This is a genomic window from Kosakonia sacchari SP1 (assembly GCF_000300455.3).
Classification (GTDB): domain Bacteria; phylum Pseudomonadota; class Gammaproteobacteria; order Enterobacterales; family Enterobacteriaceae; genus Kosakonia; species Kosakonia sacchari.
In genome coordinates this window covers 1,265,042-1,279,399 of record NZ_CP007215.2, presented here as the reverse complement: position 1 = coordinate 1,279,399, position 14,358 = coordinate 1,265,042, and the positions used below count along the sequence as shown (strand labels likewise).

At 55.1% G+C, this 14,358-nt stretch carries 10 protein-coding genes; 3 read left to right on the top strand and 7 right to left on the bottom strand.

Annotated elements, in window-relative coordinates:
* Positions 1–49: 49 nt before the first annotated feature.
* Positions 50–322 (bottom strand): Ni(II)/Co(II)-binding transcriptional repressor RcnR, encoded by a 273-nt coding sequence (rcnR, locus tag C813_RS29135; protein WP_017459019.1) that lies wholly within the window; start codon positions 320–322, stop codon positions 50–52.
* Between the two features lie 141 nt (positions 323–463).
* On the opposite strand from rcnR, the gene C813_RS29130 reads away from it, so the two are divergent.
* Positions 464–1,333: a nickel/cobalt efflux protein RcnA gene (locus C813_RS29130; protein ID WP_017459020.1), complete on the top strand. Its 870-nt coding sequence runs from the start codon at positions 464–466 to the stop codon at positions 1,331–1,333.
* 46 nt (positions 1,334–1,379) lie between these two features.
* On the opposite strand, the gene glyA is transcribed toward C813_RS29130, so the two are convergent.
* Positions 1,380–2,633 (bottom strand): serine hydroxymethyltransferase, encoded by a 1,254-nt coding sequence (gene glyA, locus C813_RS29125; RefSeq protein ID WP_017459021.1) that lies wholly within the window; start codon positions 2,631–2,633, stop codon positions 1,380–1,382.
* A 315-nt stretch (positions 2,634–2,948) separates the two neighbouring features.
* Here glyA and hmpA point away from each other — a divergent pair, with 315 nt between their 5' ends.
* Positions 2,949–4,139 carry an NO-inducible flavohemoprotein gene (gene hmpA, locus C813_RS29120; RefSeq protein ID WP_017459022.1) on the top strand — a complete coding sequence of 397 codons (1,191 nt, stop codon included), beginning with the start codon at positions 2,949–2,951 and terminating at the stop codon, positions 4,137–4,139.
* A gap of 37 nt (positions 4,140–4,176) precedes the next feature.
* On the opposite strand, the gene glnB is transcribed toward hmpA, so the two are convergent.
* The 5 genes from glnB to purL form a co-directional block, all read right to left on the bottom strand.
* Entirely contained in the window at positions 4,177–4,515 is a 339-nt protein-coding gene (gene glnB / locus C813_RS29115; RefSeq protein ID WP_002438074.1) for a nitrogen regulatory protein P-II, read from the bottom strand.
* Between the two features lie 74 nt (positions 4,516–4,589).
* Positions 4,590–5,927 carry a two-component system response regulator GlrR gene (gene glrR, locus C813_RS29110; protein WP_017459023.1) on the bottom strand — a complete coding sequence of 446 codons (1,338 nt, stop codon included), beginning with the start codon at positions 5,925–5,927 and terminating at the stop codon, positions 4,590–4,592.
* Positions 5,924–6,661, bottom strand: a complete 738-nt coding sequence (gene qseG, locus C813_RS29105; protein WP_017459024.1) for a two-component system QseEF-associated lipoprotein QseG — start codon at positions 6,659–6,661, stop codon at positions 5,924–5,926. Before qseG ends, glrR begins: the two co-directional genes overlap by 4 nt.
* Entirely contained in the window at positions 6,658–8,094 is a 1,437-nt protein-coding gene (gene qseE, locus C813_RS29100; protein WP_017459025.1) for a two component system sensor histidine kinase QseE/GlrK, read from the bottom strand. Before qseE ends, qseG begins: the two co-directional genes overlap by 4 nt.
* Before the next feature lie 536 nt (positions 8,095–8,630).
* Positions 8,631–12,518: a phosphoribosylformylglycinamidine synthase gene (gene purL / locus C813_RS29095; RefSeq protein ID WP_025263879.1), complete on the bottom strand. Its 3,888-nt coding sequence runs from the start codon at positions 12,516–12,518 to the stop codon at positions 8,631–8,633.
* Positions 12,519–12,757: 239 nt separating this feature from the next.
* Here purL and mltF point away from each other — a divergent pair, with 239 nt between their 5' ends.
* Positions 12,758–14,350 (top strand): membrane-bound lytic murein transglycosylase MltF, encoded by a 1,593-nt coding sequence (gene mltF, locus C813_RS29090; RefSeq protein ID WP_238593057.1) that lies wholly within the window; start codon positions 12,758–12,760, stop codon positions 14,348–14,350.
* Positions 14,351–14,358 lie beyond the last annotated feature (8 nt).

The window sequence follows — 14,358 nt, the reverse complement described above, 5'->3', positions numbered from 1 at the left end:
TGCCCAACGTTTGCAGGCGAATATCTGCATCCAGGTTGCTCGTCGTTGCTTAGCGAATATAAGAATCCAGCACGCTCAGCACCACATCCAGATCCGCTTCACGCTTAATTTCGTCGTTCTCATGCACGATATGATCGGTCAGATGGCCTTTGATAACTTCGCGCATTAACCCGTTTACTGCGCCACGGATCGCCGCGATTTGCTGCAAAACCTGAGCGCATTCATGCGGCTCATCGAGCATTTTTTTCAGCGCGGCAACCTGGCCTTCTATTTTGCTCGCCCGCGCTTTTAGCTTTTTCTTGTCCCGGATGGTGTGCGACATACAGACCTCAAATCGACGGTGCTTAAACGGACCTTAGCATACCATGCATCAACTGGGGGGGAGTTTATTTCTACTGGGGGTAGTATTTTTTACTGGGGGGAGTAGATTTGAGCGCACAAATTTTTACCGAGAATTATTCTCATGAATGACTTCACCACGCTTTTTCAGCAAGGGAACGCCTGGTTTTTTATCCCGAGCGCCATCCTGCTCGGTGCGCTGCACGGCCTCGAACCGGGGCATTCAAAAACAATGATGGCCGCATTTATCATCGCCATCAAAGGCACGGTTAAACAGGCCGTGATGCTGGGTCTCGCCGCCACGCTGTCGCACACGGTGGTGGTGTGGCTGATTGCGCTCGGAGGCATGTATCTCAGTAACCAGTTCACTGCGCAAGCCGTTGAACCCTGGCTGCAAATGGTGTCTGCGGTGATCATTTTTGGTACGGCGGTGTGGATGTTCCTGCGCACCTGGCAAGGTGAACGTTCGTGGCTCGCCGGGCATCACCACCACCACGCTCATGACCACAGCCATGCGCATCGCGCGCCCAGCCTGGTGCTTCAACCCGTCACACACGCCCGGGTTACCGCACAGCCAACAATTCTATCGCTGCGTAAAGTGACCAAAGAGGAGGAGTATCAGGATGCGCACGAGCGGGCGCACGCGCGGGATATTGAGCGGCGTTTTACTGGCAGCGAGGTAACTAACGGACAGATCCTGCTATTCGGTTTAACCGGCGGGCTTATCCCTTGCCCGGCGGCGATCACCATTTTGCTGATCTGTATTCAGTTAAAAGCCATCACGTTGGGCGCAACATTAGTGGTCTCTTTCAGTATCGGGCTTGCACTTACACTGGTGGCGGTTGGCGTTGGCGCGGCAATCAGCGTACAGCAAGCGGCAAAACGCTGGTCCGGCTTTAACACGCTGGCGCGTAAGGCACCCTATTTTTCCAGCGCGCTTATCGCACTCGTCGGGATTTATATGGGTATTCACGGTTACAGGGCACTGCAATAAGGCGTAAAAAAACCCGCACAAGGCGGGTTTTTTTGTCGGGCTACGCTTACGCGTAAACAGGGAAGCGGGCGCAGATATCCAGAACTTTACCTTTGACGCGCTCGATAACCGCTTCGTCATTGATGTTGTCCAGCACGTCACACATCCAGCCAGCCAGCTCCTTCACTTCTGCTTCTTTAAAACCACGACGGGTCACAGCCGGGCTACCGATACGGATACCGGAAGTGACAAACGGGCTCTTCGGATCGTTCGGCACGCTGTTTTTGTTCACCGTGATGTTTGCACGACCCAGCGCAGCATCCGCTTCTTTACCGGTCAGGTTTTTGTCTACCAGATCCAGCAGGAACAGGTGGTTTTCAGTACCGCCAGACACCACTTTGTAGCCACGGTTCAGGAACACTTCCACCATCGCTTTGGCGTTTTTGGCAACCTGCTGCTGGTAAATTTTAAACTCTGGCTCCATCGCTTCTTTCAGTGCCACCGCTTTTGCCGCGATAACGTGCATCAACGGGCCGCCCTGCGCGCTTGGGAAAACGGCGGAGTTCAGTTTTTTGTACAGCTCTTCGTCACCGCCTTTCGCCAGGATCAGACCGCCGCGCGGGCCCGCCAGGGTTTTGTGGGTGGTGGTGGTCACAACGTGCGCATGCGGAACCGGGTTCGGGTAAACGCCAGCGGCAATCAGACCCGCAACGTGTGCCATGTCAACGAACAGGTAAGCCCCGATGCTGTCGGCGATTTCGCGCATTTTTGCCCAGTCAACGATGCCGGAATAAGCAGAGAAACCACCGATAATCATCTTCGGTTTGTGCTCTTTCGCCTGCTTCGCCATGTCTTCGTAGTCAATTTTACCGGACTCATCAATACCGTAAGGGATGATGTTGTACAGTTTGCCAGAGAAGTTAACCGGGGAGCCGTGAGTCAGGTGACCGCCCTGCGCCAGGTTCATACCCAGAACGGTATCGCCCGGTTGCAGCAGCGCAGTGTAGACCGCGAAGTTCGCCTGTGAACCCGAGTGCGGCTGCACGTTGGCGTAATCCGCGCCAAACAGTTCTTTCGCGCGATCAATCGCCAGTTGCTCAACGATATCCACATATTCGCAACCGCCGTAGTAGCGTTTGCCCGGATAACCTTCGGCGTATTTGTTCGTCAGCTGAGAACCCTGAGCCTGCATGACACGCGGGCTGGTGTAGTTTTCGGAGGCGATCAGTTCAATGTGTTCTTCCTGACGTACTTTTTCCTGCTCCATAGCCTGCCACAGTTCGGCATCATAATCGGCAATGTTCATTTCACGCTTTAACATCCGCATCTCCTGACTCAGCTAACAAAACAACTCTAAACGAAGGCCCAATTTGGGGGACGGCCCACAGTATAACTGATTAATATTCTGATAACAGGTCTTGACAAAGGTTTTTACGCAAACGATTGGCTCCGCGTCAGACAAGGGTTTGAGCGATAAGACACTTCCCTGTTAAAGCGGATTTCTTTTCAGGTTTGTGATGCAACTTATTCACGATGTAAATCCCTTTATATTGTCCGCTCTTTACAAGCCTGGCCGTCGCGCTATAAGATGCATTTAAAATACAACTTTAAATAATCTGCAAAAAAGGAAGCAATCATGCTCGACGCCAAAACCATCGCTACGGTCAAAGCCACCCTTCCCCTGCTGGCGGAAACCGGACCAAAACTCACTGCCCATTTTTACGACCGAATGTTCACTCACAACCCGGAACTGAAAGAAATTTTCAATATGAGTAACCAGCGCAACGGCGATCAGCGTGAAGCGCTGTTCAACGCCATTGCCGCTTACGCCAGCAATATTGATAATCTTGCCGCGCTGCTGCCGGCGGTTGAGAAAATCGCCCAGAAGCACACCAGCTTTCAGATCCAGCCGGAACAGTACAACATTGTGGGCGCGCACCTGCTGGCGACGCTGGATGAGATGTTCAGTCCGGGGCAAGAAGTGTTGGACGCCTGGGGAAAAGCCTACGGCGTACTGGCGGGTGTCTTTATCAACCGTGAAGCGCAGATCTACAGCGAACACGCGGAAAAAACTGGCGGCTGGCAAGGCACGCGCGCATTCCGCCTGGTAGAGAAAAAACCGCAGAGCGCGCTTATTACCAGCTTTGAATTTGAACCGGTCGACGGTCAGCCGGTCGCCGCTTATCAGCCGGGGCAATATCTGGGTGTCTGGCTGAAGCCTGAGGGTTTCGCCAATCAGGAGATCCGCCAGTATTCACTGACCCGCAAGCCTGACGGCAAAAGCTACCGTATCGCGGTAAAACGCGAAGCGGGTGGACAGGTTTCTACCTGGCTGCATAACAGTGCAAAAGTGGGCGATATTGTGCATCTTGCCGCGCCTGCCGGGGACTTCTTTATTGATGTGCAGAGCAGCACGCCGGTCACGCTGATCTCTGCGGGTGTCGGTCAGACACCGATGCTGGCGATGCTCGACAGCCTTTCCAAATCACAACATGCTGCGCAGGTAAACTGGTTCCACGCCGCGATGAATGGCGAGGTGCATGCTTTTGCCGATGAAGTGAGCAAACTGGGCGCGTCGCTGAACCATTTTTATCAGCATATATGGTATCAACAGCCTGCGGCGGCTGAGGTGAATAGCGGCCGCTATCACAGTGAAGGGTTGATGGATTTACACGCGTTGGAAGGGAAGTTCAGCGATCCGGCGATGCAGTTTTACCTCTGCGGACCGGTCGGTTTTATGCAGTTTGTCGCGCAACAACTGGTCGCGCTTGGCGTGAACAAAGATAGCATTCATTACGAATGCTTTGGCCCGCATAAAGTGTTGTAAAACAGGTACCCTCACCCTGCAGGGTGAGGGAAAAACATCAGATTGCGGCGTCGTCTTCTTCGCCGGTACGGATACGTACTACGCGCGCAACATCAAAGACGAAGATCTTACCGTCGCCGATCTTGCCGGTCTGGGCAGTACGGATAATGGTGTCCACGCAGGTATCAACGATGTCGTCAGTCACGACAATTTCAATCTTCACCTTCGGCAGAAAATCCACCATATACTCCGCGCCACGGTAAAGTTCAGTGTGGCCTTTCTGGCGACCAAAACCTTTCACTTCCGTTACCGTCATCCCGGTGATGCCGACTTCAGCCAGCGCTTCACGTACGTCATCCAGTTTGAAAGGTTTAATAATCGCATCAATCTTTTTCATGGTCGTTCCTTACACGCTCTTGCCAGTCTGCTGCATCGTAATCGGTTGCTCACAGTACCATAATCATTTCGCCATTACTCTTTAAAGTCGTTGGCGTCCAGCTCATGGCGGGAGAGTAATTTGTAAAACTCGGTGCGGTTGCGCCCCGCCATGCGCGCGGCATGCGTGACATTACCCTTGGTGATTTGCAGCAGCTTGCGCAGGTAGTTCAGTTCAAACTGATTACGCGCCTCAACAAAGGTCGGCAGCGCGGTGTTTTCCCCTTCCAGCGCTTGTTCCACCAGCGCATCGCTGATAACGGGCGATGAGGTCAATGCCACACATTGCTCAATCACGTTAACCAACTGGCGCACGTTGCCAGGCCAGCCAGCGGTCATCAACCGCTTCATGGCATCAGTGGAAAACGCGCGAACAAACGGTTTATGCCTCTCCGCCGACTGTTTCAGCAAATGATTGGCCAGCAGCGGAATATCTTCCGCGCGCTCAGCCAGCGCCGGGATCTTCAGGCTCACCACATTCAGCCGATAGTAGAGATCTTCGCGAAACTCCCCGCGCGCCATCGCTTTCGGTAAATCACGGTGCGTGGCTGAAATGATGCGCACATTAATATCGATATCGCGGTTGCTGCCGAGCGGGCGCACTTTGCGCTCCTGTAACACGCGCAGCAGTTTGACCTGCAACGGAATCGGCATATCACCAATTTCATCCAGAAACAGCGTGCCGCCTTCTGCTGCCTGAAACAGCCCCTCGCGGCTGCTGACCGCGCCGGTAAACGCACCGCGCGCGTGACCGAACAGCTCAGATTCCAGTAACTGTTCCGGCAACGCGCCGCAGTTAATGGCGATAAACGCGCTTTTGCTGCGCGGACTGGCGTTATGAATCGCCTGCGCGAGCACCTCTTTCCCGGTACCGCTCTGGCCGTTAATCAGCACACTCACGTCAGATTGCGCCACCATCCGCGCCTGCTCCAGCAGACGCAGCATTACCGGGCTGCGGGTGACAATGGTTTCACGCCACTGGTCATCCATTGCCGAACCGCTGTGCTCCAGCGCATCGTCAATCGCTTTATACAGTGCGTCTTTGTCCACCGGTTTGGTCAGAAAGCTGAACACGCCCTGCTGTGTGGCGGCCACCGCGTCAGGAATCGAACCGTGCGCCGTCAGGATAATCACCGGCATACCCGGCTGTACGCGCTGGATTTCGGCAAACAGTTGCATGCCATCCATCTCATCCATGCGCAGATCGCTTATCACCAGATCGACCTTTTCCCGCGCGAGAATGCGCAACCCTTCCTGTCCACTTTCTGCCGTAACGATGCTGTAGCCTTCGCTGGTGAGGCGCAGCCCCAGCAGTTTTAACAGCCCCGGATCGTCATCCACCAGCAACAGATGGGCAGGTTTACGGCTGGTCATGGTTTCACATCCTCCTGATTGCCGTCGTTTTTAGACGGGTGAGAACTGTCCGGCAGGTCGGTAGCGGCGGGTTTATTACGCGTGGAGAGACGCCGTTCGATATCGGTGAGGTTTTCAAGTTTGCGTGTCGTCGTTTCCAATTGTTCACGCAGGAATTGTTGCTGCTGGCGCAGACTATCGAGCTCGCTGTCCGCCGATTGCTGTAATTTCGCGTAACGGGCGCGCTCTTCCGCCAGTTGCAACTGGGCTTTTTCACCATCGCGCCAGAGCTCAAACAGGGGGCGAACCTGCGCAGGGATCGTGGGGCTTAATGCGCCCAGTCGCTCGGTGTATTCACGACGCTCAAGCGGCGAAATTTTGGCGTTAGAGAGCAAAATGCCGCGCCTGAACGTGGCCTGCCAGTTATCGTCAGACCAGATACGGGCTTCGGCACGCGCGGCGGCGGGCGATAAACGCTGGGCACAGTCCATACCGCGCAGCCAGTAAAGCGGGTTGGTGTCGACGTCTTGCCCGGACAGCGACCAGATATCGTCGCAATCGGTGGACAAGAAATCGGCCAGTTGATGTTCAGGGAGCCGTTCTTCCTGGGTGTCATGAATCGCGCTTTGCGGCTTTTGCGCAACACACCCCGCCAGCAGCAAACAGGGAAATACGCGAAGCCAGGCGTTTTGCTGTGTAACCGCGTTAACCACGCGGGAAAAAACATGCGACATACTCACCAGATTTAGATTCATTGAGTGGATTTTTCCGGCGCATTGAGAGGGAGCTCAATACGGAAACAGACATCAGCTTTGCTGCTCGCCACCAGATGCAGTTCGCCTTGCATACGGCGAATGCAGTCTCTGGCAATGCTTAGCCCTAACCCGCTGCCTTTCACCGCTCCTTTTCGCTGGTGGCTACCCTGAAAGAACGGTTCAAAGATCATTTCACGCTCCGTTTCAGGGATCGGCGTACCGGTATTTGCCACTTCGATACAGAGCCGCGCGTTGGCAGTATAGCTGTGCAGAGAAATGTTACCGGATTCAGCACCATAGTGCACCGCGTTGGAGTAAAGATTATCCAGCACGCTCATCAGCAACATCGGTTCGGCCTGGCAGGTCGCCACATCAAGGGCGACATCGGTATGCATCATTTTAGCTCGCGCCGGCAAACTGTGGGCAGAGATCACCATTTCTACCAGTGGCGCGAGTTCAACGGTTTCAAGCTCCACCGAACCTTCGGCCAGCTTGCGGTTGTAATCCAGCAACTGCTCAATCAGTTTTTGCAGATTACGGCTGCTGGCATCAAGGATCTCCACCACCTCTTTCTGTTCCACCGTCAGCGGTCCGACAACCTGATCGGCAAGCAGCTCGGTGCCTTCGCGCATACTGGCGAGCGGCGTTTTTAGCTCGTGGGAAAGATGGCGTAAGAATTGATGGCGCTGTGATTCAAGCCAGGCGAGTCTTTCGCTCAGCCAGAGGATCCGTTCGCCAACATAACGCAGCTCTCGCGGGCCTTTAAAGACCACGCTGCGTCCCAGGGTTCTCCCCTCGCCTAAGCGATTAATCATCCGCTCAATGCCCTTCACCGGGCCGATGATCATACGAGTAAATAGCAGCACCAGCCCCAGGCTTACCAGGAAAAGTACCAGCGCCTGCCAGCCGAAAAACTGGCCGCGTTCGGCAATTTCCAGTTGAAGTTGCTGCCCGCGGGAAAAGACCACCGCACGTGTCGATTGCACCATCTCGGTATTGGCGGCGGCAAACGCCTCAAGCTGCGCAGAGGCCTCGGCAGATGGGCCGCTATTTTTACACTGCAACTGGGCGAGCGCGTTTAAATCCTGGCGCAGCGCCTGGTAAAGTTTATCGTCAGGGAGCACGCCCGCGTGGGCATCAAGCATCTCGCTATAGCGCTTACGCTGATTCTGGTACACGCGCGCCAGGGTAGCGTCATCCAGCACGCAATACTGCCGGTAGCTACGCTCCATTTCCAGTGCGGCATTGGTCATTGCTTCACTGCGACGCGCGTCAATCAACGTTGTGCGGTTGGTCTGCAACGCCTGTGCGCTAAGTGCGTTCAGGCTTTGCCACGCCTGCCACGCCAGTACCAGCAGCGGCAACAGAATTAACAAAAACGCCATCATGACCAGTTGGCGAAGCGAGCGGGGGAAAACAGGCCAGCGTTTCAATGCAGTTCTCTCGCAAAAAAAGATAGGGAGATGCTAACTGATTTACCAAAAGCCAGAAACAACAAAGCCGGGTATTAACCCGGCTTTGTTATGAAATTAGGCGGTGCCTAACTCGACGTTTCGCCCGATGTCTGATAAAGCAGTGCAATAATCAGCAGGTGGACGGCAGGCACCTTTACGTGCGTCATTCGAAGTTTATGTAGCGCGTCCCGAAGGGGCTGACATAAGAAGGTGAATGAGCCACTGCTTAATATTATGCAGATATTGTGCCAACATGCCAATAAATATCTTAACCAATTGATTATAATGAATTTTATATTTTAAAAATTAAAATGTGATGTGCTTATCATTTCAACAACCTGTCGCTATTCAGCAACACACTGATAGCATCAAAAATAAAGTATTTATAATCAATAAATTAAATGTCGCTTTTTGGAGACACCGCTTGATACCTTATGTCGGGAAATGCCGACACTTTTGCTCAGGTGAAAAAAAAGCCCTCTTACAAAGAAGAGGGCTTATTGATAATGGCGAAATTAACCCAGTTGTTTACGGGCGTTGCGGAATATACGCATCCACGGGCTATCTTCGCCCCAGTTTTCCGGGTGCCAGGAGTTGGAAACAGTGCGGAATACGCGCTCCGGGTGCGGCATCATAATAGTTACGCGCCCGCTTTCGCTGGTGACAGCCGTAATGCCGTTCGGTGAGCCGTTCGGGTTCGCCGGGTAAGTTTCCGTCACGGCCCCGCTGTTATCGACGTAGCGCAACGCCACCAGCCCTTTGCTTTCCAGCTGCGCCAGATGCGCGCCATCACGCACTTCCACGCGACCTTCGCCATGGGAAACGGCGATTGGCATCTGCGAGCCAACCATACCGCTCAACAGCAGCGACGGGCTTTGCGTCACTTCCACCAGGCTGAAGCGCGCTTCAAAGCGGTCAGAGTGGTTACGCACAAAGCGCGGCCACAGCTCGCTCCCCGGGATCAGTTCACGCAGGTTAGACATCATCTGACAACCGTTACACACGCCCAGCGCCAGTGTTTGCGGACGGTGGAAGAAGGTTTCGAACTCATCGCGCACGCGTTCGTTGAACAGAATCGATTTCGCCCAACCCTCGCCCGCACCCAGCACATCGCCATACGAGAAGCCGCCGCAGGCCACCAGCGCCTGGAAATGCTCAAGGCCAGTGCGCCCTGCCAGCAAGTCGCTCATATGCACGTCAATGGCATCAAAACCGGCGCGATGGAACGCAGCAGCCATTTCAACGTGCGAGTTAACGCCTTGTTCACGCAGCACAGCCACTTTCGGCCGTGCGCCGGTAGCAATGAACGGCGCGGCGATATCGTCGTTGATATCAAAAGAGAGTTTCACGTTGAGGCCCGGATCGTTGTCATTGGCTTTCGCCTGATGCTCCTGATCCGCACACTCCGGGTTATCACGCAGGCGCTGCATCTGCCAGGTGGTTTCCGCCCACCACATACGCAGCTGAGTGCGGCTTTCGCTGAACACCGCCTGACCATCAGCTTCAATGACAAAGCGATCGCCTACGACAGCACTACCAAGATAGTGAACGCAATCACCCAAGCCGTAAGCCGTCAGCACGCTTTCTACCGCTTCGCGATCGGCCGCGCGCACCTGAATCACCGCGCCCAGCTCTTCATTAAATAACGCCGCCAGACGATCCTGGCCCAGAGACGCGATATCAACGTTGATACCACAGTGACCGGTAAAGGCCATCTCTGCCAACGTAACCAGCAAGCCGCCATCGGAGCGATCGTGATAGGCCAGCAGTTTACGGTCCGCCACCAGCGCCTGGATAGCATCAAAAAAACCTTTCAGTTGTTCGACATTACGCACATCGGCTGGTTTATCACCCAATTGACGGTAAACCTGGGCCAGCGCAGTGGCGCCCAGCGCGTTATTGCCATTACCCAGGTCAATCAGCAGCAGGGCGTTATCTTCCGTGGAAAGCTGCGGAGTAACCGTGCCGCGGACATCTTCAACACGGGCAAACGCGGTGATGACCAGTGACAGCGGCGAGGTCATTTCGCGCTGCTCGCTGCCTTCCTGCCAGCGGGTTTTCATCGACATTGAGTCTTTGCCCACCGGAATCGTCAGCCCCAGAGCCGGACAAAGCTCTTCACCCACCGCTTTCACGGCGGCATACAGCCCGGCGTCTTCGCCTGGATGCCCGGCAGCGGCCATCCAGTTTGCCGACAGCTTAATGCGTTTGATATCGCCAATCTGCGTCGCGGCGATGTTAGTGAGCGCTTCACCCACCGCCAGACGGGCGGAAGCAGCGAAGTCCAGCAGCGCAACCGGCGCACGTTCGCCCAGTGCCATCGCTTCACCGTAGTAGCTGTCGAGGCTGGCGGTCGTTACCGCGCAGTTCGCCACCGGGATCTGCCACGGCCCCACCATTTGATCACGCGCGACCATACCGGTCACCGTGCGGTCGCCGATGGTCACAAGGAAGGTTTTTTCTGCCACGGTTGGCAGGTGCAGCACGCGGTTAACCGCATCGGCAATGGAAATGCCCTGCACGTTCAGCGCTTCGCCAGCCGCCTGACGAGACGAGACGTCGCGGGTCATCTTCGGCGTTTTACCCAGCAACACATCCAGCGGCATGTCTATCGGCTGATCGTTAAAGTGATTATCGTTGAGCGTCAGGTGCTGCGCTTGCGTCGCTTCACCAATCACAGCGTAAGGCGCGCGCTCGCGGCGGCACAACTCGTCAAACAGCGCCAGTTGATCGGCGGCAACTGCCAGCACATAGCGCTCCTGCGATTCGTTACACCAGATTTCCAGCGGGCTCATTCCCGGCTCATCGCTCAGAATATCGCGCAGCTCAAAACGGCCACCGCGCCCACCATCGCTCACCAGCTCCGGCATGGCGTTAGAAAGACCACCCGCGCCAACGTCGTGAATAAAGAGGATTGGGTTGGCATCGCCCAGCTGCCAGCAGCGGTCGATAACCTCCTGGCAACGACGCTCCATCTCCGGGTTGTCGCGCTGTACGGAGGCAAAATCGAGATCGGCGTCGGACTGACCAGAAGCCATTGACGACGCCGCGCCGCCGCCCAGACCGATATTCATCGCCGGGCCACCCAGCACGATCAGTTTCGCGCCAACGGTGATTTCACCTTTCTGCACGTGATCGGCACGGATGTTGCCGATGCCGCCCGCCAGCATGATCGGTTTGTGGTAGCCGCGCAGCTCTTCGCCGTTGTGGCTATTCACTTTCTCTTCATAAGTACGGAAGTAGCCGTTCAGCGCTGGACGACCAAATTCATTGTTGAACGCCGCGCCGCCCAGCGGGCCATCGGTCATGATATCCAGCGCCGTGACGATACGATCCGGTTTACCGAAATCCTCTTCCCACGGCTGTTCAAAGCCCGGAATACGCAGGTTGGAAACAGAAAAGCCCACCAGCCCCGCTTTTGGCTTCGCGCCACGGCCAGTTGCGCCTTCGTCGCGGATCTCGCCGCCGGAGCCTGTCGCCGCACCCGGCCACGGCGAAATCGCCGTCGGGTGGTTGTGGGTTTCCACTTTCATAAGAATATGCGCCGGTTCCTGATGGTAGTCGTAACGCCCTTCCCCGCGATCGGCGAAGAAGCGGCCCACCTCGGAACCTTCCATCACCGCGGCGTTATCTTTATAGGCCGACAGCACGAAATCCGGCGTTTGCTCGAAGGTGTTTTTGATCATTTTGAACAGCGACTTCGGCTGCTGCTTGCCATCAATCACCCAGTCGGCGTTGAAAATTTTGTGGCGGCAGTGCTCAGAGTTCGCCTGCGCGAACATATAAAGCTCGATGTCGTTCGGATTGCGCCCCAGGCGGGTAAACGCTTCTTGCAGGTAGTCGATTTCGTCTTCCGCCAGCGCAAGCCCCAGACGCAGGTTGGCGTCAATCAGCGCCTGACGGCCTTCACCGAGCAGGTCCACGCTCTGTACCGGCGCAGGCTGATGGTGCTCAAACAGGCGTTCGGCGTCTGCTTGTGAGGTGAATACGCTCTCCATCATGCGGTCATGCAGCTCTGCGGCAACGTCGTTCCACTGAGCGTCAGTCAGCCCGCTTGCCTCAACGTAATAGGCGAGGCCGCGCTCAAGGCGATTGATTTTGTTGAGGCCGCAGTTGTGAGCGATATCGGTGGCTTTAGAAGACCAGGGAGAGATGGTGCCGGGACGAGGAGTGACGAGCAGTAATTTTCCGGTCGGGGTATGGCTGCTAAGGCTTGGGCCGTATTTCAGCAGACGCTGGAGCCGCGCGTATTCATCTTCTGTCAGCCCATCATTGAGATCGGCGAAGTGAGCGTATTCGGCGTAAATGTTGCTTACCGGGAGGTTGGCAGCCTGAAAACGTGCCAGCAGTTTGTTGATACGGAAAGCGGACAATGCAGGCGAACCACGCAGAATTTCCATCATAAGTCTCTCGTCTTCGATTACGAAGCGTCGGGGACGCTTTAAGTGTGCACCAGGGGAAAACGGGCGTCATTATAGAGAATCCTGCGCGCCGACGAAACCGTTTGCGTCGAAATAAAATCGCCGTCAATTTTTAACAATAGCTGTCGCCGAATGCTCTAATTAGTTGCCAACTGGCGTTTTGTTGCGCAGAATGCCGCTCAATCACCGACAAACCTTACTGTTATCATCACGAGAACCTTCTGAGGCAAAGCACGGCGCAGAGAATTAACTCCTTGAAAAAATTTAAGATTAATTATCTGCTCATCGGCATTGTCACCCTGCTGCTGGCAGCGGCCCTGTGGCCTTCTATCCCCTGGTTCGGCAAAGCCGACAATCGCATCGCGGCGATCAAAGCTCGTGGGGAGCTGCGCGTCAGTACGGTCGCCACACCGCTGACGTACAACACCATTGATGGCAAAACGTATGGGCTGGATTACGATCTTGCGCAGCATTTCGCCGATTACCTTGGCGTCAAACTGAAAGTCACGGTACGGCAGAATATCAGCCAACTGTTTGACGACCTTGATAATGACGACGCCGATATGCTCGCCGCCGGGTTGGTCTACAACAGCGAGCGGGTGAAAAACTACCAAACCGGGCCAGTCTACTACTCCGTTTCTCAGCAACTGGTGTACCGCGTGGGCAGCTATCGACCGCGCACGCTGGAATCCGTGAATGCCAGCCAGTTAACCATCGCTCCCGGTCATGTCGCGCTGGACGATCTGCGTGAAATAAAAGAGAAAAAGTACCCGGAGTTAAGCTGGACAGTGGATGAAAAGCTCGGCACGACCGCGCTGCTGCAACAGGTGGTCGACGGGAAACTGAGCTACACCGTCGCCGATTCGGTCGCCATTAGCCTGTTCCAGCGCGTACATCCCGAGCTGGCGGTGGCGCTGGATATTACCGATGAGCAACCCGTTACCTGGTTTAGCAAGCGTGATGACGATAATACGCTGTCGGCTGCGATGCTCGATTTTTTTAATAATATGAATGAAGATGGCACGCTTGCGCGACTGGAGGAGAAATATCTCGGCCACGGCGAGGATTTTGACTATGTCGACACGCGTACCTTCTTACGCGCCGTCGATAGCGTACTGCCGGATCTGCAACCGCTGTTTGAAAAATACGCCCAGGCGATCGACTGGCGATTATTAGCGGCCATCTCTTATCAGGAATCACACTGGGATTCCCAGGCCACCTCACCCACCGGCGTTCGCGGCTTGATGATGTTGACGCGCAATACGGCGCAGAGCTTAGGTTTAAGCGATCGTACTGATGCCGAGCAAAGCATCAGCGGCGGCGCGCGTTACCTGGTGGACATGATGAGCAAAGTGCCGGACACCGTTCCGCAGGATGAAAAGATCTGGTTCGCGCTGGCGGCTTACAATATGGGCTACGCACATATGCTGGATGCCCGTGCATTAACGGCGAAGACGAAAGGCAACCCGGACAGTTGGGCGGACGTAAAACAACGCTTACCGCTTTTAAGCCAGAAACAGTACTACAGCAAGCTGACGTACGGTTACGCCCGCGGGCATGAAGCCTATGCCTATGTAGAAAATATTCGTAAGTATGAAATTAGCCTGGTCGGTTATTTGCTGGAAAAAGAGAAAGAAGCAGCAAAAGCGCTGAAGCTGGCGAAGAGTTACCCGGCGGTATCGACCGAGGAGCTAAATCGCCCGGCTTATGGCGTTCTGCCCTTTAGCGCGTTAACCGCTAATGAAGCTTTTCCGCGTAACCCGCTACTGGTATCCGACGCGCTGGTGCAAAACCCGCTGAAAGTGAACCGCTAGCGCTTCGC